Origin of the sequence: Coleofasciculus chthonoplastes PCC 7420 (assembly GCF_000155555.1) — a bacterium.
Classification (GTDB): Bacteria; Cyanobacteriota; Cyanobacteriia; order Cyanobacteriales; family Coleofasciculaceae; genus Coleofasciculus; species Coleofasciculus chthonoplastes_A.
On the sequence record NZ_DS989857.1, the window covers coordinates 38,715 to 63,161 of the forward strand.

The window sequence follows — 24,447 nt, forward strand, 5'->3', positions numbered from 1 at the left end:
CATGCAACGTCTCTACAAACGCATTTAAATTGTGTATTCCCTGTTGCCTGTTGCCTGTTGCCTGTTGCCTGTTGCCTTTCAGGGTTTTAGGTATCCCAATTTAAATGCCGAACAGCTTAACAGCTATGGCGGTTGCTATACTTAGATCACTAACTTGGTAATTCGATCGCGAACTCCGTTCCTTGACCGGGAGTCGAATCGCAGCGCAACTCACCCCCATGGCGTTCCACGACAATCTGATAACTGATGGATAATCCTAAACCCGTTCCCTTACCTACAGGTTTTGTGGTAAAGAATGGATCAAATATGCGTTGATAAACCTCGGTTGGTATTTCTGCACCACTGTTTCCCATATAAATTACCACCTTTGAACCACCCTGATTCTCGCTATCCTTAGACCCTTCCTCACCGGGAATCACAGCCGTGCGAATCCAAATTTTGGGTTCAAAGTCGAGGTCAGTTTCCAGTTTCTCCTCTAGCGCATCAATGGCATTACTGAGGATATTCATAAACACCTGATTTAGCTGACCCGGATAACATTTAAGCTTTGGTAATTGACAATACTCTTTAATCACCTGAATCTGAGGACGATGGGATTGTTCTTTAAGTCGGTGCTGTAAGAGTAACAGCGTATTATCAATCCCTTCCTGAATATTGACCTGCTTGCACTCCGCTTCATCCAAACGCGAAAAATTGCGTAAGGATTGGACAATCTTAATGATTCGATTCGCCCCCTCTTCCATAGAGGCTAGTAGTTTGGGGAAATCGTAGGCAATAAAATCAACATCTATAGTATCGAGTTCTTCCGCGATCGCGCTGACAGGTTGCGGATAGTGCTGTCGATAAAGCTGGACTAAGTGGAGTAGGGTTTGAGCATACTCCGTCGCAGGCTCGATATTCCCATAGATAAAACTGGTGGGATTATTAATTTCGTGGGCAATTCCCGCCACCATTTGTCCCAACGACGACATTTTTTCCGCTTGAATCAGTTGGGTTTGAGTGCGTTTTAATTGATTGAGAGTGAATTCTAACTCCCGTGTTTTTTGCCGCTCTCGTTCCTCCGCCTGCTTGCGCTCGGTGATATCTGTAATTGAACCAACAGCGCGGACGGGATTGCCTAACTCGTCCCAATGTGCCTGTCCCCGCACCAACACCCATTTATAACTTCCATCTTGACAGCGCATCTGATACTCTAGGGAATAATCAGGTGTTTCCCTGTTAATATGCCGTTGAAAGGTGTCCTGAACTAAGGAGACATGATCTGGATGAATGTAACTCATCCATTTGTCAAACGTATTGATAGTCTCATAGTCATATCCGAGTATTTCTAGACAACGGGGCGATAAGAAATGCTCATTGGTAATCAGATTATTATCCCAAATCCCATCATTATTACCTGAGAGCGCTAATTGCCAGCGTTCCTCACTCTTTCTCAGTTTAATTTCTGCCCGTTTGCGATCCGTGATATCTTGTCCGATACCAATACTGGTTCCATCACTGAGGCGAATATTTGCCCACGAGGTTTCCAGAATTTGACTGTTTTTAGTCTGTAGGCTGAAATCTTGCCATTTTCCGGACGCATCGAACATAAAATCCAAAACCTTCTGGCGATCTGTTGGATTGGGATAACATTCGGTTAACAAATCAATCGTATCCAATTCACCTTTATCCCACCCTAAAACCCGTTCCACTTCTCGGTTAACTAATCGAATATGACCCGTGGCATCATAAAAACAAATCATCACCGGAATATGGTCAAAGATGGTTTGTAGAAGTTCCTTCTGGTAGCGGAGTTGATCTTCGGCTTGTTTGCGTTCGGTGATATCGCGGGTAGAACCCACCATTCGCACCGGATGTCCGGCGTCATCCCAGAGGGCTTGGGCGCGAGAGTGTAGCCATTTGTAGGTTCCATCCTGACAGCGTAGACGATACTCGATCGCGTAATGGGGTATTTTTTGCGCTAGGTAATCTTGTAGACTCTGATTCACCAAGCCAATATCATCAGGATGCAGATGGTTTTGCCATCCCTGAAAATCAAGTTTAAATTGATCGTTATCGTATTCCAGGATTTCGCAGTAGCGATCAGAGATTAAGGCTTCCCCCGTGGTGATATTCCAATCCCAAATCCCATCCTGATTCCCCTGAAGCGCTAATTGCCATCGTTCTTCACTTTCCCGCAGGGCGGCTTCAGCTTGTTTGTGATCGCTAATATCAGTGGCGGTTCCTAAAATTTGCTCCGGTTTCCCTTCCTGGTTCCAGGTAAAGACTGTCTCCCGACTAGACAGCCAGCGCCATTCCCCATTTTTGTGCTTAATTCGATATTCTAAATCAAATACCTGGTCAGTTTGGGCGGTTTCCAAGTGCTGAAAATGGTGGAGAATTCCCGGTAAATCATCGGGGTGCATCAGCGTCGCCAGAAGATCATCCTCCATCTGGATCACGTCTTCCGGTGTATAGCCAAGCAGGTTCTGGATTTTGCGATTAAAGTAAAGAATTTGCTTATTGATACGGTCATAAATATACAAGATACTGGGATTTGCCTGAGTAATAGCACGCAGCAACCTTTGGTTTCCTTGCAGGGCTTCTTCAATCTGTTTTCGCTCGGTAATATCTTGCATTTGAGCAAGACTATACAACGGGTTACCCCGACTATCTCGCACCAGGGAAACGCTCAAGAGAATCCAGATACTATGTCCCTGTTTATGAATATATCGCTTTTCTAAATGGTAGTAACGAATTTCACCGTTGAGGAGTTGACGGGTATAATCACGTTCCGCTTCTAGATCACTAGGATGGGTGATTTCTGGGCAAGTTTTGGCTAATAATTCGGCTTCGGAATAGCCCAGAATTTCACACAAGTAACGATTCACTTTCAGAAAATAACCATCGAGGGCGACTAACGCCATCCCACTAGCCGCGTAGTTAAACGCCTTACGGAAACAGTCTTCACTCTCTCGCAGTTCAGCTTCCATCCGTTTGCGATCGCTAATATCCCGCGCCACCCAGACAACCGAGTGTTTCGCGATCGGGGAAATACTGGCGCTAAACCAAACCTCTCGCCCCTGTAGCCACAGACAGTAATCTAGAGTCAGGGTTTGCTGGGTGGCGATCGCCTGTTGAATCGTTTCCACCCATACTGAATCGGTTTGGGTGGGATCTCCCAACAATCGCTGGATGATCTGATCTATAAATGTTGTATCCTCATACAGACAATTTGAAGCGGTGGGAATAACTTCAACCTCTTGAATCTGGTGATCGTGAGTATCAATCACCAGAACGATATCCGTCATTGCCTCAAATACAGCCCGGATTTTGGCTTCAGAGGATTGAAATTTGGCTTGCAGTAATTCACGCTTACTAATTTCCTGTCGCAGTTGTTGATTTAACTGACGCAATTGAGATGTTTGCTGATCTAACAAATGTTCTAGGGTATCCACGGTTTGATAAATATCAATGGGATTAATCGTGTTCAGGATCTGTGTCTGCGTAATTAAACCCGCCAATTCTCCGGCTTCACCTGAGACAACCAACCGTCGCACGCGATGCTGCTGCATGAGTTGATGGGCACTCCAAATCGAGTCAGTGGGTTGAATGAGTAATAGCGGGGTACTCATTACGGTGGTAACGGGGGTGTTTGCCAAATCCAATCCCAAGTTGCCAAACTGGACAATATCCCGTTCGGTGACAATACCGATTGGGCGGAGTAAGTTTTGAGTGTGTAGGGGCGGGTTTAGGAAATTCGGTTGTGCTATTGGTAACGTTTCTGCAAAAGCCGCCTTGACTGAATTTTGCTGGGAAACAGGAAATTCAGCCTCTTTGACAATCACCACACAACTGACTCGCTGTGCATTCATCAGTTGTGCGAGTTCCAAAATAGAAGTTGTCTCCATGGCGTGAATCACACGGGTAGCCATCACATCGGAGACTTTTTTGTGGTTAAGTAAATCAACGGGTTGGAGAACATCGCGAATCGTTTGCGGTGTGATTACACCGATTAAATTTCCCCTCTCTCCCACCACCGGAAGATGACGAATTTTATACTGACGCAGGCAATTAATCACGGTAACGATATCTTGGGCTTCAGTTTCTGTGATCGTCATCACTGAAGTCGTCATCACAGACGCCAGAGATAAGGTTCGCCAGTCAACACCGGAAGCAATGAGTTGCACGGTATCTCGTTCAGTAAAAATACCTACAACCGGACTATTCGGTTGATGATTGGCTAGTACAAGTAGACAACTGCTGTGAGTCTGAGTCATCCGCGCTAAAGCCTCCTCCACCGAGATATCAGGTGTCACGGTGAGAGGATAGCGATTGATCGCTAAACCATTGTTATGATTCAGTTTAAAAGCAGTAGCAATGCTCATGGAGAAGCGCTCCTGAAGCCAACGGTTTTTCTGTCTTCCTATTTAATTCAAGATTTCTAGACTTGTTTCAGGGTTTTATCTAATTTTTTCTCTGGATATTTCATACTGGCTGGCTGGGGCGATGATTTTTTCTGCGATCGCCACGAAATGACTTAGGATTAAACCTGTCAAATCCAATGAGTAAACCTTAAGTATAGACGACTTTTTTGGATATCTCTATTTTTTGGTCAGAGAAATACTATGGAACGCTTAATTTCTGCCTTGGGGCTGCTGGTATTCATCGGCTTAGGCTACGTTTTATCTGTCAATCGGCGGGGGATTCGCTGGCAACCTGTATTATGGGGTATTGCCTTGCAATTAATTCTGGCGGTGTTAATTCTCAGGACAGCACCAGGGTTGGTTGTCTTTGAGTTTTTAGGGCAGTTAGTGACTCAGTTTCTGGATTTCTCTGATGCTGGGGCAAAGTTTGTTTTGGGTGAAAATTTAGAGGAGCGCTTTATTGCCTTCAAAGTCCTACCGACAATTATCTTTTTCTCGTCTTTCATCACGATTCTTTATCACTATAAAATTTTGCCGCAGGTGGTTAAGGCAGTCGCTTGGGTAATGTTCAAAACCTTGAAAACATCGGGCGCAGAAACCCTGAGTGCAGCAGCGAATATCTTTGTCGGTTCAACGGAAGCCCCGCTATTAGTCAAACCGTATGTATCCACAATGACGCTTTCTGAGTTGCACGCGGTAATGACAGGGGGATTTGCCACTGTAGCTGGGGGTGTCTTGGCGGCTTATATTTCCTTTGGAATTCCTCCCGAACATCTCATCGCTGCTTCGGTGATGTCTGCACCAGCCGCTTTAGCCATTTCTAAACTCTTGTATCCGGAAACAGAGTCCTCGAAAACCGCCGGGAAAATTACCCTGGAGGTGAAGCCGACAACAGTGAATGGGATTGATGCGGCGGCGACAGGGGCGCTGGATGGGTTAAAATTAGCCGCCAATGTAGCAGCAATGTTGATTGCATTCTTGGGACTGTTAGCCATGGTGAACGGCATTTTGGGGTGGTTGGGTGGATTAGTTGGACTACCCCAGCTCACGCTAGAATCAATTTTAGCGATTATTTTGGCTCCTGTGGCGTGGTTAATGGGTGTTCCTTGGTCAGATTGTGGTCAGGTGGCAATTTTGTTAGGAAAAAAGACGATTTTGAATGAATTTATTGCTTATCTGGATCTCAAAGCATTGATTGAGCAATCTCAGCTATCGGAACGGTCAATTATTATTGCCACTTACGCCTTGTGTGGCTTTTCCAATATCGGTTCAATTGGAATTCAACTGGGTGGAATTGGCGGAATCGCACCAAATCGGCAACCTGATTTAGCACGGTTAGGCGTGCGAGCATTAATTGGCGGAACACTCGCTTGTTTTATGACCGCTTGTATTGCTGGAATGTTATTGTAAAAATCATCAAATAACATGGCACGTCTTTCCTTAAAACCTGCCCTCCACACCAATAATTGAATAAGCCACTGTAGGGGCGGGTTTAGGGACTAAATTCATATTTCACCGATAAATGAACAACAAAACCCGCCCTCCACACCGATAATTGAACAAAACGATTTAAACACTATGTCTAAACGCAAATCTTCTAATTCCTCCCAAAAGCGCGTAGCTTACCAAGAATTTGGTAGTAATTCGGCGGCTACGGAACGCGGAGTCCAAGAACTTCCGCCCAATCAGCAAAACTTGCGCGTTCAAGCGTCTCGCAAGGGGCGCAAGGGTAAAACAGTGACAGTGATTACTGGTTTTCAATGTAAACCCGATACCTTAACCCAACTTCTCAAACAGCTTAAAACTAAATGTGGTAGTGGTGGCACGGTTAAAGATGATACCTTGGAAATTCAAGGGGATCATGCTCAAAAATTGCTGGAAATTTTGACGCAGTTGGGGTATAAAGCCAAAATTAGTGGCGGTTAGCGTCTTTTGAAAAATGTTGTAGTCAGTGTATCTAATTAGTTGGGGGCGCAAGGCTTGCGCCCCTACATTTGCTATACTATGGAAAACATTTTATAAAAAAATTACGATGATTGCTTCTCCTCAACATCCTTATCTTACACCTGACCAATACCTGACAATGGAAGAACAGAGTCCAATAAAACATGAATATATTGATGGGCAAATCTATGCTATGGCTGGAGCCAATGACTCTCATGTTACGATTGCTGGAAATCTTTTTGCTCTACTCCGTAGTCATGTCCGAGGTTCGGGTTGTCGAGTCTATATTTCCGATATGAAAGCCCGCATAGAATCGTTAAATCGGTTCTATTATCCTGATGTTATTGTTACTTGTGATCCACGAGATCAAGAAACCTCAACGTATAAGCGATTCCCGACTCTGATTGTTGAAGTTTTATCGGATTCGACTGAAGCATTTGATCGAGGTGATAAATTTGCTGACTATCAGGAATTGGAAAGTCTCCGTGACTATGTATTAATTAATACCAAACGGCAACGAGTTGATTGCTTTCACCGCAATGATGAAGGGCTATGGGTGTTGCAGTTTTATACTCCTATACAGCAAGAATTTAAACTCGAAAGTATTGGTTTCACAGTAACCTTTGTTGCGCTTTATGAAGATGTAGATTTTTAATTAAAATTTTCGCCCTGCTCATCAGCCCAGAGTTCAAACTCCGGGCTAATAGCTGAAGTCCATTAAAATGGACTAGATGTCTTATCCCGTTATCTTAAGACGACTTTCGCTTTTAGCTTAAACTAAAGGAGGGTTAAAGCGGCTGATTAAGCTGTCATGCATTTAAATTGGGTATTAGTAGCGAGCAAGATGCTCGCACTACAAGGCTTTCGCCATTACTGATATTAAGGTTTAAATGCCGAACAGATTACGATAATCTCATGAATGACGAAAATTTTTGCAAAAACAACATCAATATGATGTTGAAGCGCTCACAAACTAAGGTTATTTTCCCGGTAATTACTCTCGCCTTGGTTAAGGAATATCTATCTAACCAAAAAACTATTTTTTCAAACTCTGAGATTAAAGCCGCGTATCAGATCAATTTGAAGATATGGAAGACCGGTAAAAGATATTAAGGATTATTTATAAGGAATTCCATCGCGAATATTCGAGTAATATTCGTTAAATGGGTTGTCGTTTTCTTTTGTCCGACTACTTATGGCGCTGAAGCGCAACTACAAACTTATTTGGGAATGGGGAGTTTCGACGTTTAGGGCGAAGACAGCGCAACGACGAACCTAGTTTAAAAGCCTAAATCGGCTTTGGCAGAATCGGCAGCGGCAAATACTTCTTCATCTGACTTTTCATCCCAAGAGGGTTCACCAATTTCTGTGTAGAATGTTTGATCATAAGGACGAGTTCGTACTACAACGGGCATGGGTACGGCGTGTCCTAATATTAATGCCTGTTGTTTGGAATCTAATTTAGCTAACACCGATCGCAAACTTTGTCCCCCTGAAACTCCGGTGAAGATAGCCTCGATGTCTTTGTCATCATTCAGTAAACAGGTAATCCGGGTGCCAACCTGGGACATTACTTCATTATCAATCCCCGATGGACGCTGATCGACAATCAGTAATGTAACGAAATATTTCCGCATCTCGCGGGCGATAATGCCAAAGATGGTTTGACGTACTGTGGCTGAATCTAGGAAACGGTGCGCCTCTTCAATCGTAATCACCAATGGGTGCGGGCGATCGCATGGATTTTTGCTTTGCAGAAATTTCTCCGCCTTCCGCACATATTTACCATGAATGCGGCGCGTCATCACATTCGTGGCTAACATATAGGAGAGCATATTCGATTGCGAGCCAAATTCCACCACCACATGCTTCCCCGCATCCAAGGATTGCAGAATCTGGTCAATATAATTTTGGGGACAAGCACTCCGCATGTACTTCAATTCATCTAAACGCAGTAACTTGCGCTGTAATGCCATAATTGAAGATTTATTTCCCCGCTTCTCATCGCAAAATATCTGAATATCTTCATTCGTCATATTCAGGAGTTGCGTAATCCAGGTTTTGCCAAACTCGTTGCGGAGAATAATCGCATTTTCCAGACTCGCCTCAGATAGGTTTAACTCCCCGCGCACTAGCATAATATCTTCAACTTCAATTTGATCGTAACTGAGATACATGGCTTGGGCGTCTCGAATTCCTCGGCGTTGGGTGGATTCCGGGTCAAGGGTATAAACTTGGACTTGATTGGGAAAGAGTTGGCGTAATCCTTTAACGGTACTAAATTGTTTTCCTTCTGATACCGCTTCCCATCCATATTCGGAGTGCATATCGAAGATTAAATTAACCGCCGCTTGCTTGCGAATAATCCCGGATAATAATAAGCGAGTCAGAAAAGATTTCCCGGTTCCCGATTTGCCAAACACACCATTACTGCGTTCCACAAACCGATCCAGGTCTAAGCATATTGGCACGTCCATGTCAAGGGGTTGACCCACCGAAAAATTCCGTCGATGGGGGTCATCTTCCCAGCCAAACACCGCCCGGAAATCTCGTTCACTGGCATCATAGACTTGGGAGAAGTGACTGGGAATTGTTTTCACGGGAAGCAATTCCATGTCCTCACTACTTTGCGGTTGAAACGACGCTAAAGGACTTTTACCATTCAGGTTCAGGTTGGATGTCTCCCGTTTTCCCTCCGTTGGCGTGAACATTAGCATCGGAGTTAAATTGATTGTCCCAAACGTGCCACTTCCGGCAAGAACCTCGCGTAAAAAGCTATCGTTGGGATGGGGAGGATTCGCCCAAATCCGCTGACTGGAGGTTCCTAGCGCCACATCCGTCAGCATACAGAAAAAGCGCGATCGCATCCCTTGAACCACCAGAAACTTACCCACGCGCATATCTTCGACGGAGACATCCGCCTCCAATCGCACTTCCAATCCGCCAGAGAGAGAACCTTGAATGACTGAACCTAAGGGTTTATCTACATCCATCACTGCTAGGGTTTGAACGAAGCCAAGCCTATCTTATCGTTCTCTTCTGGGTTATAGGGGGTTTTCCTTGGATTTAAGGGGTAAATTAGCAATTTTTTGAAGAAAACCCGATGATTCACGATTTGTTTTGTCAGTATTATCTTCTTTTTTGTCTTTGTCTCGTCACACAAACGATGCACCCTATAGCGGTTGGATCAATGGTGTAGCTGTAAACCTGTTCCTTCCCGGCGATTGCGGAGATCATAGTAAATGAGTGCTTTAATAATCTGCCAAAATGGCATGACTAAAAGACCCATACAGGCAAAGGAAATAACGAGTAACGGCACTAACATTCCTAATGCAGTAATTAACGCCTCTGGCGATGGATTAATCAATACAGTGGGAATCGTTATCAGTATAGGAATGAAGACGATTAATCCTAGAGGTATTGTGATTAGAGTTGCAACGGCAATTATCCCCATAATATTGGACACAAATCCCTTGCTTAATTCCCAACTGCGGTTAATGGCAGCTTTGGGCTTTATATTTCCTTCTACGGCTAACGGTAACTCAGTAATAAAGAAGTGGGCATAAACCCAGAGGTAAATGCCGAGAGTAACTAAGTTAATGATAGCTTCTAGGCTTGATGCTATTCCCACGATGATTCCTGAGACTATCGACAAACCAAAATTTACTGCAAAAGCAATCAAACCAATTAAAATTTGAGCTGTCCAGAAATCCCACATTTTCCGATCAAGCTGATTGCGAATGCTCTCAATAGTTTCCGGTTGTTCAGCAAATTCACTGATGGCATGACGTGAAATAATACCCTGGATTTGATATAATTTTGCCCATCCATAAATCGGTACTATTCCCCACAAAAATGCCTGAAATGCCAGACCAAAATATAATTTGAAGCGATCGCGATACAAACGCAGACCCGCACTAACCACATTCCCTACACTTAAGGGTTTCATGGGTTGGCGAGGTTGGGAACGGCTGGAGTGAGTGCTACGGTGTGAGGCATTATCGCTTGGTTGTCTAGTCTGTGAGGATGTATATCCTTCAGCAGCAGCATGACGAGGAACTTTGGCAAAATTTGAACCTGGTGGTGGTTCTGAAACAGAGGATTTAATATCATCAACATCCGAGGATATATCATTGTCAGAAGCCACATCGGTGGGAGTGTGATACAGATTTAAATCAGGATCGGAATCGTGAACGTCTGCGACTTGAGGAGGTGAGGATTCTATATCAAAGCTTTGATTCCAAGCAAAAGAGTCTTGTCCTTGCTGACGCCCATAAACTTGCACCGTTTTAATCGTCTCAACGCCTAGCTTGGTTAAACCCTGACGAATAAAAGAAACCATCGCCTTTTGGTTGGGAACTTGCGCTGATTCCACCAAGACTTGCAAACAATCGTCTTTGCGATTAACCTTGGCGATGATATGCTTGGCTCGCAGTGAGCGGTTAATCATTGCTGCAATTGCTTTCGGATTACCTTGTTTAGCGAGCTTTAACGTGTTTGGCTCAGCCATAGCCCTGTCTCCAATTGGGGTACGTTCAGATTAGATTGAAGTGATCAGCAGACACCAAAGAACCTTCACAAGTGACTCTAAATTTCGCGGCTGCTTTTACGTAAAATGCCCCGTTTTGTGATATTTTTTTACATTTCCCAATAAAACGTCAGAAAAATAGACTTGCCGATTTCTGGCGACAGATGTTAAGGAAAAAGGGAATCGGGACTTCAAGATTAGAATTGAAATCCGAGTAAATTCCAGTACGCCAACACCCCAATAAAAACTAAGGCGGTTAATGTGATCACAGAATAATGCGATCGCGCCCCAAAAGACCAATCGTGATTTTTCCAAGCTAACACGGCAAAAGCCAGTAATCCCAGGGTAGCCAAAGCCGTTAACACAGGAAGACATAAGAATGCGATCGCGACAGGGAGAACGCCATAGACTAACTTCCAGACGCCGATCAGCCAGAGTGACAGGGGTAAACCAATCAGGAAGACTAGATTTAAGGACGACCTAATATCTGTTCCACCAGGTAACCCAATAACGCGATCGCATGGTTGGAATAGCTGTAAAATTTTCAATGAAGTATCCCCACCTTGGTAGTTTACCCAGGTGTGAAATAGCTGAAATCTACATAGAGGATGATGATCCCAAGATGGGGTTATAGCTCAAAATGCAAAACCAGTAGATTCAAAATGAATGCGACTGACTTAAGGCTGGTGGGTTGAGCGAAGTCGAAACCCACCCTACTAGCTTGGCAAGGTTAAAATGGTGGTCAAACAACTTCTAACTCATCTTCCCGGAAGTGACCGCGAAACTTTTTATCAAATTTAACCTGAATCGGTAAGTTAGCGCTCACGGGTCGCCCTTGCCATTCTGTAACGATAGCCATGACTTCGCCTTCCATACCCTTGATATCAAACGGCTCATTCCGGTGGGCAGGATTGTGGTAAACAATAACAGATGTCTTAACTCGAACGCGATCGCCAACTTTCATCGAAAATTACGGTTAGTAAGGGGGCGGATGGAAACCCCTGTCATTTATGCTTATGGAAGAATTCGCCCTCTTACATAAACAGCAGCCCGACAGGGCTTCCCAGAGAAGCTGTATTGGTATCCATCCTTCCCGTGTACACGACTGCAATATTTAAATTTGACTGAGCGCTCACACCGAAGTCCGAGCGCGGTCGAGGCTTTAGGCTGGTCAGGTTTGGGCTTTTTTCAAGCCCCTGGCTTACAGCCGTGGGGTTCCTGACACAAAAAGCTCGTTTTCTCTTAAACAGCCTATATCTTGCCAGAAATTACTCTGGCAATCCTAAACCATTTTTACACAGCAAGGTTCTTTCCTAGAGATTAGTTTGGCAACTGATCAAAAACGGTGCTGATTTTCCAGCACCGTTTTCAGACCTGTAGCCACCTCAACCGCAGCCAATTCTTATGTTTACGCCGCCACAGATGCTTGAGGACGAGCAAAAATCATCCGTCCAGCAGATGTCTGTAAAGCCGAGGTGACCACAACTCGCATTTCAGCGCCGAGGTGGTTACGTCCTTCTTCCACAACCACCATCGTGCCATCGTCTAGATAACCTACGCCTTGAGAGGGTTCTTTCCCCTCCTTGAGAATTTTCAGTTCCAGGCTATCACCCGGCAGATAAATTGGACGTACAGCGTGAGCCAGATCATTGACATTGAGTACCGGGACTTTTTGCAAATTAGCCACTTTACTCAGATTGTAGTCATTCGTCAAAAGCGTGCCATTAATTTCCTGAGTCAACCGAACCAATTTGGCATCCACTGTCTGAATATCCTCATAATCAGCCGGGTGAATAATCAGGCGTTCCGGATAAGCGGTTTGCATAGCTTTGAGAATATCTAACCCACGCCGTCCCCGAATCCGCTTTTGATCATTCGCTGCATCGGCTAACTGCTGTAACTCTTGCAACACAAACTGGGGAATGAGGAGTTGACCCTCGACAAACCCTGTATTCAACAGTTCCTCAATGCGACCATCGATAATACAACTGGTGTCGAGTACCTTACTCGTCGCTGGTTTGAGCGTCCCTTCTGCGACCAACATCGTGTCCAAGCTGTTTGGATTAATCAGTCGCAAAAAAGTCCGACCGTGGGTATCTGCCAAACTGATTCCCAGAAAGGCAAACATCACACTGCCCAAAATTGCCGCCAGGGGCTTGATAAAGGCAAACTCCGAGGGAAAAGGTAGAAAGAAAATCGGGGCTAGCATTAAATTCGCTAACAGCAGCCCCAACACCAAACCGACTGCCCGGGTTAAAATTACCTCAATTGGCAGTTGGCGTACCTGCTTTTCCAAACGACGATAGGTCACCTGCACCGTTAACCCAACCGCAAAACCGATAATGGCGGTAAAACTGGCTAAAATCCAGCGCAGCGCCTCCAGATTGGTAATCTGTTCTTGCACGGAAGGCGGAAGCAGTTCAACAATGTCGAACCCTACACCTGCTCCTCCTAGGATGAATAAAAGAATAATGACAAAATCAAGCATGGTTCCAATCCAAGTGGTTTATCTGGCAAATCTTTCGATTCTATTCAAGATTTATAATGATAGAGGTTAATCACATTTATTATATCTTTCCCTCCATTTTGTTTTCCTATACCTATCGGCTTAGCTCAAATCTTCAGTTTTTCGTATAAGCGAGTACAGTTCTAGCCTTTTTTTGTTAATGACTCCAGATTTTTTCTAAAAATACCTTGAACTAATAAGTCTGTCAGCATAAATGGTGAGGATCATTAGGGGTCAGGGAACAGGAGATTCAGCTTCATAACTCATAATTCGGATATCCTTGGTGAGCATAAATTAAATAACATTTACAAAACGTAATTTTGTTTTGTTTATTTCCATCGATCTACTACTTGTCAATCATACGTTAAGAATTATTCGCCAATTTTCCGCCTAAAATGTTAAATTTTTCAAACAAATCTGAGAAATCTGAGAAATCTGAGAAAATCATCGAGATGGGAATTGCCCATTCCGCCTACATCCATATCCCCTTCTGCCGACGCCGCTGCTACTACTGTGACTTTCCTGTATCTGTAGTCGGCGATAAAGCCAGAGGCAGTACGTCCGGCACGATTGAGGAATATGTTGAGGTCTTAGCTCAAGAAATTCAAACAACACCAGCCTCAACTTGTTCTCTCTCAACCATTTTCTTTGGTGGTGGCACCCCCTCTCTGTTATCCACTCAACAGTTAAACCGCATTCTGGATACCTTAGCACAGCAGTTTGGCATAACTACCGATGCTGAGATTTCCATGGAAATAGACCCAGGCACATTCGACTTGTCGCAGATCAAAGGATACCGGGATGCGGGCGTGAATCGAGTCAGCCTGGGAGTTCAAGCCTTTCAGGATGAACTATTAGGCATTTGTGGGCGATCGCACCAGCTTAATCATATCTTCACCGCCGTTGAGTTGCTCCGCCAAGTAGAGGTTCCCGACTGGAGTTTAGATTTGATTTCTGGATTGCCCACTCAAACCTTAGAACAGTGGCAGGAATCCCTAGCCGCCGCCATTCAGCTTGCCCCTACCCATATCTCCTGCTATGACCTGACTATAGAACCCGTCACCGCCTTTGGACGGCAATACAGCCCCGGCATTTCTCCCTTACCGACTGACGAAACCACAGCTCAAATGTACCGCCTTGCCCAGCAACTCCTTACTGATGCCGGGTATGAACATTATGAGATATCCAACTATGCTTTACCAACTCATCAATGCCGACATAATCGGGTGTATTGGGAAAACCGTCCTTTTTATGGATTTGGTATGGGGGCGGCTAGTTATATCCAGGCGCGGCGGTTTACGCGACCCCGCACCCGACGAGAGTATTATGCTTGGGTAGAACAATTTATCCAGGCAGGAGGCGTCCTTGATTCTCCCCTAAGTCGTACCACTGACATCCTCTTAGAAACCGTCATGTTAGGATTGCGTCTGGCAGACGGTTTGAGTCTATCCGCGTTGAGGGAAAAATTTGGTGAAACCCTGATAGAAAGGATTTGGCGAAGTTTACAGCCATCGGTTGACAAAGGTTGGATCACAATAGTAACTCCTGATGGAAGCGTTATCGATATGCAAGCAGTCTCAAACAGACCCATCAGTGGACGGATCAGATTGAGTGACCCCAACGGCTTCTTATTTTCCAATACGATTCTTGCAGATATATTTAAAGAGATAGGTGAAGGTTAAGCTGGGACACCAATCAACCCTCGCAACGTTTCCCTTTGAACGTTTCACCAAGGGTGGCGGCGCAAAAGGTCTACAATTCTCAGGTGAGGCGATCGCGCTTCTCATCAATCAATTTATAGCCTGGGGCAAATTTTCTCTGTTTACCTAGAAGTCCGGAGTCATTGGCGATATTGGCGTATCCAGTATATAGTTTTAGCGATCAGCTTACCTTCATGCGGACATACCAGGGAGCTGAGACCCAAACTCGTGACGCAGATGGATCAAGATGAAATTAAACGATTAGGAGCTTCCCTCAGACAGATCGATCCGGGGATATTAAGCCCAGCGAAAGAGGGGATTACCAAAGTTTGGTATCAAGGAGGTGAGCCTTATTTTGATGTAGTGGTAGAACTTCGCCACGGCAAAATTGAGTGGTTTCAATTTACCTTGCGGGGTAAATCGATCTCCTGGAAACCGGGTTTTTTGGGTTTACAAACGGGAAAAACGAATGAATTACAAACTGATGATCTGACGTTTCATCCAGCCAGTAAATTGATTGAACATAACAACCAAAAAGATCATAAATTTATTGAATTAGCTGGCGCTATTCTACAAACTCGCGCCGATGAACCTATCTTCAAACAAATTCTGACATTGTTCGATGCGGCTTAGAGCGTTGGCTAAAGTGGAATCAGCTAAAGTTTAACCTGAAGTTCCCCCCATTGCCTGTTTTCGATTGCATCTTTCTGTAATAATGACGATCTGTGTACTGTAATTAGGAAGGAGGGGGCTGTATGGCTGGTAGTCAGGTTGATGCCGATTTGTGGATAAGCGAGTATATCACGCCTTGGGATATCTATGTTCACGGGATTACCAAGGTTTTAGCTTATAAAAAAACAGCCTATCAGGAAATGTATATTGTAGAAACAGGAGCCTATGGTAAAGCTTTAGTTTTAGACGGAAAATGGCAATCCTGTACAGGGGATGAGTTTATTTACCATGAATCCCTGGTTCACCCCGCTATGATTAGTCACCCTAATCCGCGTCGTGTTCTTGTATTGGGTGGGGGTGAAGGAGCAACGGTACGCGAAATCCTGCGCTGGAAAACCGTTGAGCAGGTGATGATGGTGGATATTGATGGTGAGGTTGTGGACGCTTGCCGACAACATTTGCCAGAAATGCATCAAAATGCCTTTGATGATCCTCGAACTCAACTGGTTATTGGTGACGCTCTAGAGATTTTAGACAAGATGGAACAGCAGTGGGATATTGTCATCTCCGATCTGTCTGATCCGATTGAAGAAGGACCATCCTATAAGCTGTTTACCCAAGAGTTTTTTGAGAAAGTTCAGCGCGTTCTCCAACCGGATGGATTTTTAGTCCTACAAGCTGGACCGGTGGGAACGTTCGCGGTCAAAACCCATGCTCGTCTAGTGAACACCTTAAGTACTGTTTTTCCACATATACACTCCTATTGTTGCTTTACCCCCACCTACGGTGAACCCTGGGGATTTGCGATCGCGTCTGCCCAAGCCATTGACACTCAACCCAATCCGGCTACCGTTGACCAACACCTGCAAGACAAGACCACGGGGGGCTTGCGCCTAATCGACGGTGTGGCGTTATTAGGACTGTTACAAACCCCTGCCTATATCCGTCGTGCGATCGCCTCGGAAACTCAAGTCTATACCTTAAACGAACCGCCAAAATTCTTTGGTAAGGGGGCATTGAGTCAATCATCCTCTCAATCGTGATCAACTGCCGGAGAATGCCTACCTGACCCACGAGATCTAAATGTAAAATTTTGTTACAGTAAATGTAACGATTTGTTGCAGTCTTAAAAAAAATAGACAGAAAAAAGGAAAACAACAGCGTAAAATTGCCAGTAAAACCAAGTAACTGAAGTTCTCAAGACTTCCAGGGTGCAACTCTCATATTTCCTAGCTGATGCTTCTCCTTGGCAGGCAGATAGTTGTCATAGCTATCAAATCGATTTACCCGAACAAAGCCAATCTGTCAAGTTTGAGCGAATCAGTGACCTTTGCCATAACTCTGCCCAGCTACGCCGATCTTCACCCCAGAGACATTGCTCATGCAGCCTAGTGGTCTGCCGTTTCATTCCTTAGCTCTAGAACCAGCAATTGATGCTCATTTTTTGACCGTCGCACCAGATACCCCCCTGGTGGATGTCTTGGCGCTCATGAGTCGATTTCGCAGTTGTCGGTTACCCACCCAAGCGTTAGGAACTGACATGAGTCACATCCCCGCGCATCTCCCACAAATTTCCTGCCTGTCTCAGGAAGAAGACACCGTGTTTGGTGTGGCGGATACGGCAGCAGGTTGTGTATTGGTGATGGAGGGAGAGCGACTGGTGGGCGTATTTACTGAGCGCGATATTGTTAGGTTAGCAGCGGCGGGGCTTCCCTTAAGCCGGGTCAATATTTCCGAAATTATGACCCGACCCGCGATTACGCTGCAACCATCACCATCTCACGATATCTTTACCGCATTGGGACTCTTACGCCAGCATCGGATTCGTCACCTACCGATTGTCAATGAACAAGGGCAACTTATGGGAATTGTCACCCATGAGAGTATTCGCAAAGCTCTGCAACCCGTTAACCTGCTAACGCGATTGCGCTGTGTGCAAGATGTAATGACCACAGCGGTGATTCATGCACCCGTAACTACAGCGGTGCTACAGTTAGCCCAGCTCATGACAGAGCATCAAGTCAGTTGCGTGGTGATTACTCAAGTCAGAGATTCGGAAATTCAGCCTGGAGAACAAGACGCCCTCACGCCAGCCGGATGTTCTGCTCCTTTGATTAAAGCCTCTTGCTCATATCCAATGCTTTATTCTCAGTCCCTGATTCCCGTGGGTATTGTCACGGAACGCGATATTGTGCAGTTTCAGGCACTAGAACTAGATTTATCGCGCCTGAATGCTCAAGAGGTGATGAGTACACCCCTATTTTGCCTGGGTTCCTCGGATTCCTTGTGGCTCGCCCACGAGCAAATGCAGCAGCATCGGGTGCGACGGTTGGTTGTTCGCGGTAATCAGGGAGAATTAGTGGGGATTGTGTCCCAAACCAGCCTACTGCAAGTGCTTAACCCCGTGGAAATGTATGGGGTAATCGAACTACTGCAACAGGCGGTGGAAGAACGAACCTCGGAATTAGCCCAGACGAATGAACGGCTACGCCACGAAATTGGGGAGCGTCAGCGAGCGGAGTTAGCCCTGCAAAAATCTCATGACCAATTGAAAATTCAAGTTGAACAGCGCACAGTCCAGCTTACTCAAGCTAATGTCCAGCTTCAACAGGATATTCTAGAACGCCAGCGGGTAGAAACAGCCCTGCGGCAAAGTGAAGCCCAGTTGAAAAAACAAACCCGCGAACTCACACGCATGATCCAGCAACTGCATTCTTATCAAAGTCAGTTGATTCAGAGCGAAAAAATGTCGTCTTTGGGACAACTGGTTGCTGGTGTGGCTCACGAAATTAATAATCCGATTAATTTTATTTACGGTAATATTGCTTACGCTTCTCAGTATGTTCAGGACGTGATGGGTTTGCTGGAACTCTATGAGCAGTATTATCCCCAGCCTGTATCCGAAATTCAAGAAACGACCGAGGACATTGACTTAGAGTTTGTCAAAACGGACTTGCCTAAACTGATTAACTCCATGAAACTGGGTGCCGATCGCATTCGCAACTTGGTGCTGTCGTTGCGAAATTTCTCCCGCTTGGATCAAGCGGAAATGAAATCCGTAGATTTGCATGAGGGATTAGACAATACGTTGTTGATTCTACAAAATCAGCTTAAAGCGACGTCCGGTCTAGTTGAAGTGCAGTTGGTGAAGGACTATGGGGATTTACCCTTGGTGGAATGTTATCCGGGACAACTCAACCAAGTGTTTATGAATCTACTGAGTAATGCCATTGATGCGCTCGAAGAGTTGAGACAGTTAAATGCTCAAGCTCAGTTGTCTAATGGAGAATCCTCTAGTCCTTATCCCACGATTGGGATTCAAACCGCGATTAAAGAGGTGAAGCGTCCTAAATCCCAGGCAAAATCATCGTGGGTAAATCAATGGGTGGTGGTTCGCATTGCGGATAATGGGTCGGGGATGACTGAGATGGTGCGTCAACGTCTATTTGATCCGTTTTTCACCACTAAACCTGTCGGAAAAGGCACGGGTTTGGGGTTATCGATTAGCTATCAGATTGTCGTGGAAAAACATGGGGGATATCTTCAGTGTAATTCTGAACCGGGGCAAGGCAGTGAGTTTGTGATTGAAATTCCGCTGCGACAGCATCATCAGGCATCGATGACCTTTCCCAGTAGAAACGGATAGAGCAGAGAGAGCTGGGGGAGTTGGGGGAGATGGGGGAGCTGGGGAAGCTAAGACACTCTGAAAAGGAAGGTTGTACAATTAAAGGCAGCAACTCGCCCATTATGCTGAGTTGCGATCGCGCTTGTCACCCCCTGCAAAAACTACCCGTTTCCAAGACCATGAGTTTATCATTAAAGCAGCTAACCGTTTATCTGACCTTGCTAGGCTTAGGCGGTGGAGCAGGGGTTTTAGGTAGTCGCTACCTTATGGCTGAACCCCAAGGGGTTAATCCTCCAGAAGCGGTGCCGGCGGTATTGGAACCCTTAGCCCCAAAACGCTCCAACCGTCCCGCTCCCGGCAATCTCAATTTTATTGCCCAAGCCGTCGAGCAAGTTGGACCGGCGGTGGTGAGAATTGATGCGGCGCGTCAGATCAGCCAAGATGTTCCCGAACCCTTTAGAAATCCCTTCTTCCGCCGCTTTTTTGGCAATGAGATGCCTGTTCCGGAACCTCGCGTGGAACGGGGGACGGGATCGGGTTTTATTCTGGAGTCAGATGGGCGAATTATTACCAATGCTCATGTGATCGACGGGGCGGATATCGTCAAGGTTACCCTGAAAGATGGACGGACGTTAGAGGGTCGGGTATTAGGGGCAGATCCGGTAACCGATGTGGCGATTATTAAAATTGAGGCAGAAGATTTGCCCACTGTCCGCTTGGGTAAAGCCGATGAGTTGATTCCTGGGGAATGGGCGATCGCGATCGGGAATCCTCTGGGTTTAGATAATACAGTAACTGTTGGTATCATTAGCGCTTTGGGGCGATCCAGTTCTCAGGTTGGTGTTCCCGAAAAACGAGTCAGCTTTATTCAAACGGATGCGGCAATTAATCCGGGAAATTCTGGCGGACCATTATTAAATGCCAGTGGTGAAGTTATTGGCATTAATACGGCGATTCGTGCCAACGCTCAAGGATTGGGCTTTGCCATTCCCATTGAAACCGCTCAACGCATTGCTGAACAGCTTTTTGAAAAAGGTCGGGTTGACCATCCTTATCTTGGAATTCAGATGGTTACACTGACTCCAGAGTTACGCAAAGAAATTAATCAGGATCAAGATGCAGGTTTAAAAGTGACTCAAGATCAGGGCGTCTTAATCGTCCGCGTCGTTCCTAATTCCCCAGCTCAACAAGCGGGTCTTGAACCGGGTGATATTATTCAAGAAGTTGGCGGAAAAGCGATTAAAACTGCTTCAGATGTACAAGAAGAAGTAGAAGCGAGTGAAGTTGGAGCGAATCTTGATATTGAAGTGAATCGTCAGGGGAAAACGAAAACGATTCTCGTAAAACCGGGAGCGTTTCCGGTCAATCAATTAGATTGACATCCTTCCCAACTAATCCTGATTGGGGTTAGTGCGAGCGTCTCGCTCGCTATCTTGTATGGTTTTTATCTATTAAGCCTTAAAATTTGCTGAACCTTTAATCGTCCTTTGCACTTTTATTTTTAAGGGTTTCCGGTTTGTGCAGCAAGTCTTACCACAAACGGTTAATCCTGCAAGAGTTGCACCACAAACTCAGCCGCCGTCAGATAACGTCGCCATTCTCTCCCATTCTTAAGGGGTTGTATCCCCCACCCTTGACAGCTATCTGGCTGTTCCCATAATTTTAGATGCTCCACTGGGGGGTCAGCATAAAAACGACTGTCACCACTTCCCAATAAGGCGGAACTCCAGTGGGTAAAATAATCGTGACTCAGCCGATGAATAGGAAACGTTCCATATAAGGGTACACCCCACCCATCCAACGCCACCAGCGCTTTCACGGTTCCCCCAAGCATCTGCCATCCCCATGCTGCACCAATCGCACCAACTACTCCTGCACTAAAACTGATAAAAGTAACAGAGGTGTTCATTAGAGTAAGATAACGCTGTAAATAGTTCAAAATATGAATAGCTGAATATGCCGGATATTCGTGGCTGGGAAAAATTAACATTTGTTGAACACGCCCTACATTGCCAGAGTCACAGCGTTGTAACCCAGATAAAAACTCTTGTGTCAACTTTGAATTGTGAATACCGGGACAAATGATAACTGCTTTCTGCATGATAGTGACGTAGTTTTATTTCTGCCTTCTTGCACGAGGCACTAACATAAAATATTACTATTGGAAATCAATGTGCTAAATCACGTCTTTTTAGCATACAGTTTTAATACTGAACCGCCGTCCTCCACAAATACTCCTCATACAAGGTGGCTGCAAATACTAATCTATTACAATTCCCGTTGGTTTCTGATCCCCATGGGTTTCTGCTCAACGTTAGAGGCGATCCCTCAATTATTTTGTTTAGATAGTAAAATGGAGGATAACAAGAAAACTCTCTAATTGTAGATCTTTAACATAACTTTACATTAGTGTATTATTTCTGTGAAGACAAGCCATAAAGCTTGAAATGGACTAGACGAGTGTGCAACTATTTTCCTTGAAGGAGGGAAAAACAATGGGGCTTCTACCAATCAAGACGACAACGACCACTATTGCAACAACGGCTCTTCTGAGCTTGTGGGGACTGCCCGCGATGGCATTTACAATTACGCCCGGTGGCAATGCTCAAGATTTACTTGATGTGTTGTTAGGGGATACGACTGGACTGAGTAATTTCGGTTTGACGGTTTACGATGATTTGGGGAGAACCAATGATCAAGCTTTTGGTGATTTCAGCGACGATCCCTTTGGTCTGGGTGAGGGCATCGTTTTAAGTACGGGTAAAGTTGACGAGCTACCCGGACTCAATACGGAAGATGGAGGAAGAGTTCCTGACTTTCAAGATCCTAAGGCGGACTTAAGCTGTGATTTTAAAGTGACGGACTTGGAGTGTTTCGATAAGACGGTTGACGACCCGAGTGAGGCAGGAACAGCTGGAGACTTCTTGACTCTAGAGTTGAGCTTTGATGCTGATAGCACAGTAGACAAAGTATTCTTTGAATACGTCTTTGGCTCAGAAGAGTTTGTTGAGTTTGGCGGTCAGGGATACAACGACTCCTTTGAAATGTTTCTGAATGAAGAGTCCTTGGCTCTGTTAAGCGATGGTCAGTTCGTAACGATTGATAATCTCGTCCCTAAGCCGACAGACGAAACGTTGTACCACCCTGACTTTATCTATAATCCTAAAGACTCGAGTGTGAATACAAGGCTGGATGGGTATACCAAAAAGTTGACCTTTGAGGGTCAGCTCATAAAAAATGCCAGAAATACGATCGAGATTAAAGTCGCCGATCACGGTGATGGTCAACTGAGTTCGGCTGTCTTCGTCAAAGGCAAGTCTCTCGGAACAAAACCATTACAAATAAATCCTCAACCCAATGATGATCCGTCTGATGAACCCCAATCCCCCTCAGACGACCCTGTAACTGATCCAGGAACCGATCCTGGAACTTTATTTCCCCCAGATGACCCAGAACCCCAGAGTGTGCCCGAACCATCCGGCTTACTCGGATTGCTGGGAGTGGCAACTTTAGGGGTTCGGACAATGATTAGACGCAAACAGAAAGCTCACTTACAAGAACACTGAATGCGATTAGCTAATTCCTAACAGGCTACTGGGTTTGCGATACCCATAAGTGGTAATCTAGAGAGCGGTATTGTTAAGCTCTTAAGCTGTGACAAATCCACAGACTGACTCGATGGAGCATAGTGTGGGCTTCTAGAAATAGCAAGCCCTTTGTCACCTGAGTGCTTTATGAAGTCAGAAGCACGCTCATTATCCCAGAATATAATAGACGCAAGCATGGTAGCCACCACAGAAAAAACAAACACCGGCGTTATTACTCAAATCATCGGACCTGTTGTCGATGTTGAGTTTCCTGGCGGCAAAATGCCCCGGATTTACAATGCTTTGAGAATTGAAGGTAAGAATGCAGCAGGACAAGATGTTGCCGTAACCTGTGAAGTGCAGCAGTTACTCGGTGATAACCAAGTCCGAGCCGTTGCCATGAGTGGTACGGACGGCTTAGTTCGAGGGATGGAAGCTGTAGACACTGGCACCGCCATTAGTGTTCCCGTAGGCGGTGCTACCCTGGGACGAATTTTCAATGTGTTAGGTGAGCCTGTCGATGAATTGGGTCCGGTCAATACCGAAGAGCGATCGCCGATTCACCGTTCGGCTCCTAAATTCACCGAACTGGAAACCAAACCGTCGATTTTTGAAACGGGGATTAAGGTTGTAGACTTGCTGGCACCCTACCGTCGCGGAGGTAAAGTTGGGTTGTTTGGTGGAGCGGGTGTTGGTAAAACCGTGATCATTCAAGAACTGATCAACAACATTGCCAAAGCTCACGGTGGTGTATCAGTTTTTGGTGGTGTGGGCGAACGCACCCGTGAAGGAAATGACCTTTACAACGAATTTAAAGAGTCAAAGGTTATTAACGAAGAAGATCTCAGCCAGTCTAAAGTAGCGCTGGTCTACGGTCAGATGAACGAACCCCCCGGTGCCCGGATGCGTGTCGGTCTGGCGGCGCTGACGATGGCGGAACATTTCCGCGATGTCAACAAGCAAGACGTGCTATTGTTCATCGATAATATCTTCCGGTTTGTGCAAGCGGGTTCAGAAGTATCCGCCCTCCTCGGTCGGATGCCTTCGGCTGTGGGATATCAGCCCACATTGGCTACAGAAATGGGTCAACTCCAAGAGCGGATTACTTCAACCAAAGAAGGATCAATTACCTCGATTCAAGCGGTCTATGTCCCAGCTGATGACTTAACCGACCCCGCACCCGCAACCACCTTCGCTCACCTTGATGCGACGACGGTATTATCCCGTGCTTTAGCCTCCAAGGGAATCTACCCAGCGGTAGACCCATTGGATTCCACTTCGACCATGCTCCAACCCAGTATTGTGGGTGAAGAGCATTACCAAACGGCGCGTGCGGTTCAGTCAACCCTACAGCGCTACAAAGAACTCCAGGATATTATTGCAATTCTGGGCTTAGATGAATTGTCAGAAGATGACCGTCTGACGGTTGCCCGGGCGCGGAAGATTGAGCGTTTCTTGTCTCAGCCTTTCTTTGTGGCG

General features: G+C 45.6%; 17 protein-coding genes. 10 read left to right on the forward strand and 7 right to left on the reverse strand.

Annotated features, from left to right (window positions below):
* Positions 1-149 precede the first annotated feature (149 nt).
* Positions 150-4,367, reverse strand: coding sequence for a PAS domain S-box protein (locus MC7420_RS35560; RefSeq protein ID WP_006103278.1), 4,218 nt, complete (start codon positions 4,365-4,367; stop codon positions 150-152).
* A gap of 240 nt (positions 4,368-4,607) precedes the next feature.
* On the opposite strand from MC7420_RS35560, the gene MC7420_RS22155 reads away from it, so the two are divergent.
* From MC7420_RS22155 to MC7420_RS22165, 3 genes are all read left to right on the forward strand, one after another.
* A complete protein-coding gene (locus tag MC7420_RS22155) occupies positions 4,608-5,816 on the forward strand; it encodes a NupC/NupG family nucleoside CNT transporter (protein WP_006103106.1) in 1,209 nt (402 codons plus the stop codon).
* Between the two features lie 168 nt (positions 5,817-5,984).
* Complete coding sequence (locus MC7420_RS22160) at positions 5,985-6,332, forward strand: translation initiation factor (protein WP_006103111.1); 348 nt, start codon at positions 5,985-5,987, stop codon at positions 6,330-6,332.
* Between the two features lie 106 nt (positions 6,333-6,438).
* Positions 6,439-7,005, forward strand: a complete 567-nt coding sequence (locus tag MC7420_RS22165) for a Uma2 family endonuclease (RefSeq protein ID WP_006103171.1) — start codon at positions 6,439-6,441, stop codon at positions 7,003-7,005.
* 625 nt (positions 7,006-7,630) lie between these two features.
* On the opposite strand, the gene MC7420_RS22175 is transcribed toward MC7420_RS22165, so the two are convergent.
* From MC7420_RS22175 to MC7420_RS22195, 5 genes are all read right to left on the reverse strand, one after another.
* Positions 7,631-9,343: a helicase HerA domain-containing protein gene (locus MC7420_RS22175; protein ID WP_006103295.1), complete on the reverse strand. Its 1,713-nt coding sequence runs from the start codon at positions 9,341-9,343 to the stop codon at positions 7,631-7,633.
* A 194-nt stretch (positions 9,344-9,537) separates the two neighbouring features.
* Complete coding sequence (locus tag MC7420_RS38390) at positions 9,538-10,860, reverse strand: hypothetical protein (protein WP_006103192.1); 1,323 nt, start codon at positions 10,858-10,860, stop codon at positions 9,538-9,540.
* A 215-nt stretch (positions 10,861-11,075) separates the two neighbouring features.
* Positions 11,076-11,426 carry a hypothetical protein gene (locus MC7420_RS22185; RefSeq protein WP_006103162.1) on the reverse strand — a complete coding sequence of 117 codons (351 nt, stop codon included), beginning with the start codon at positions 11,424-11,426 and terminating at the stop codon, positions 11,076-11,078.
* Positions 11,427-11,620: 194 nt separating this feature from the next.
* Positions 11,621-11,842 (reverse strand): ferredoxin-thioredoxin reductase variable chain, encoded by a 222-nt coding sequence (locus MC7420_RS22190; RefSeq protein ID WP_006103284.1) that lies wholly within the window; start codon positions 11,840-11,842, stop codon positions 11,621-11,623.
* Between the two features lie 444 nt (positions 11,843-12,286).
* A complete protein-coding gene (locus MC7420_RS22195) occupies positions 12,287-13,366 on the reverse strand; it encodes a PIN/TRAM domain-containing protein (RefSeq protein WP_006103287.1) in 1,080 nt (359 codons plus the stop codon).
* Positions 13,367-13,779: 413 nt separating this feature from the next.
* On the opposite strand from MC7420_RS22195, the gene hemW reads away from it, so the two are divergent.
* The 5 genes from hemW to MC7420_RS22220 all read left to right on the forward strand — a co-directional run bounded on the left by hemW (position 13,780) and on the right by MC7420_RS22220 (position 20,760).
* Entirely contained in the window at positions 13,780-15,066 is a 1,287-nt protein-coding gene (gene hemW, locus MC7420_RS22200) for a radical SAM family heme chaperone HemW (RefSeq protein ID WP_044208953.1), read from the forward strand.
* Between the two features lie 255 nt (positions 15,067-15,321).
* A complete protein-coding gene (locus MC7420_RS22205) occupies positions 15,322-15,717 on the forward strand; it encodes a hypothetical protein (protein ID WP_006103219.1) in 396 nt (131 codons plus the stop codon).
* Between the two features lie 122 nt (positions 15,718-15,839).
* Positions 15,840-16,799 carry a polyamine aminopropyltransferase gene (gene speE / locus MC7420_RS22210; RefSeq protein ID WP_006103182.1) on the forward strand — a complete coding sequence of 320 codons (960 nt, stop codon included), beginning with the start codon at positions 15,840-15,842 and terminating at the stop codon, positions 16,797-16,799.
* Between the two features lie 338 nt (positions 16,800-17,137).
* A complete protein-coding gene (locus tag MC7420_RS22215; protein ID WP_006103305.1) occupies positions 17,138-19,402 on the forward strand; it encodes a CBS domain-containing protein in 2,265 nt (754 codons plus the stop codon).
* A gap of 158 nt (positions 19,403-19,560) precedes the next feature.
* Complete coding sequence (locus tag MC7420_RS22220; protein ID WP_044209060.1) at positions 19,561-20,760, forward strand: HhoA/HhoB/HtrA family serine endopeptidase; 1,200 nt, start codon at positions 19,561-19,563, stop codon at positions 20,758-20,760.
* 164 nt (positions 20,761-20,924) lie between these two features.
* Here MC7420_RS22220 and MC7420_RS22225 read toward each other — a convergent pair whose 3' ends face one another.
* Complete coding sequence (locus tag MC7420_RS22225; protein ID WP_044208956.1) at positions 20,925-21,482, reverse strand: hypothetical protein; 558 nt, start codon at positions 21,480-21,482, stop codon at positions 20,925-20,927.
* 394 nt (positions 21,483-21,876) lie between these two features.
* Between MC7420_RS22225 and MC7420_RS22230 the strand changes: the two genes are divergently transcribed.
* Together MC7420_RS22230 and atpD are read left to right on the forward strand one after the other, a co-directional pair.
* Positions 21,877-22,947, forward strand: a complete 1,071-nt coding sequence (locus MC7420_RS22230) for a choice-of-anchor L family PEP-CTERM protein (RefSeq protein WP_044208959.1) — start codon at positions 21,877-21,879, stop codon at positions 22,945-22,947.
* A gap of 216 nt (positions 22,948-23,163) precedes the next feature.
* Positions 23,164-24,447, forward strand: a 1,284-nt coding sequence (gene atpD, locus MC7420_RS22235; protein ID WP_044208962.1) for a F0F1 ATP synthase subunit beta, incomplete at its 3' end; no start/stop codon positions are given.

Coding starts and splice junctions, on each gene's coding strand:
- MC7420_RS35560 (WP_006103278.1), bottom strand. CDS start 4,367: ATGAGCATTGCTACTGCTTTTAAACTGAATCATAACAATGGTTTAGCG.
- MC7420_RS22155 (WP_006103106.1), top strand. CDS start 4,608: ATGGAACGCTTAATTTCTGCCTTGGGGCTGCTGGTATTCATCGGCTTA.
- MC7420_RS22160 (WP_006103111.1), top strand. CDS start 5,985: ATGTCTAAACGCAAATCTTCTAATTCCTCCCAAAAGCGCGTAGCTTAC.
- MC7420_RS22165 (WP_006103171.1), top strand. CDS start 6,439: ATGATTGCTTCTCCTCAACATCCTTATCTTACACCTGACCAATACCTG.
- MC7420_RS22175 (WP_006103295.1), bottom strand. CDS start 9,343: ATGGATGTAGATAAACCCTTAGGTTCAGTCATTCAAGGTTCTCTCTCT.
- MC7420_RS38390 (WP_006103192.1), bottom strand. CDS start 10,860: ATGGCTGAGCCAAACACGTTAAAGCTCGCTAAACAAGGTAATCCGAAA.
- MC7420_RS22190 (WP_006103284.1), bottom strand. CDS start 11,842: ATGAAAGTTGGCGATCGCGTTCGAGTTAAGACATCTGTTATTGTTTAC.
- MC7420_RS22195 (WP_006103287.1), bottom strand. CDS start 13,366: ATGCTTGATTTTGTCATTATTCTTTTATTCATCCTAGGAGGAGCAGGT.
- hemW (WP_044208953.1), top strand. CDS start 13,780: ATGTTAAATTTTTCAAACAAATCTGAGAAATCTGAGAAATCTGAGAAA.
- MC7420_RS22205 (WP_006103219.1), top strand. CDS start 15,322: ATGGATCAAGATGAAATTAAACGATTAGGAGCTTCCCTCAGACAGATC.
- speE (WP_006103182.1), top strand. CDS start 15,840: ATGGCTGGTAGTCAGGTTGATGCCGATTTGTGGATAAGCGAGTATATC.
- MC7420_RS22215 (WP_006103305.1), top strand. CDS start 17,138: ATGCAGCCTAGTGGTCTGCCGTTTCATTCCTTAGCTCTAGAACCAGCA.
- MC7420_RS22220 (WP_044209060.1), top strand. CDS start 19,561: ATGAGTTTATCATTAAAGCAGCTAACCGTTTATCTGACCTTGCTAGGC.
- MC7420_RS22225 (WP_044208956.1), bottom strand. CDS start 21,482: ATGCAGAAAGCAGTTATCATTTGTCCCGGTATTCACAATTCAAAGTTG.
- MC7420_RS22230 (WP_044208959.1), top strand. CDS start 21,877: ATGGGGCTTCTACCAATCAAGACGACAACGACCACTATTGCAACAACG.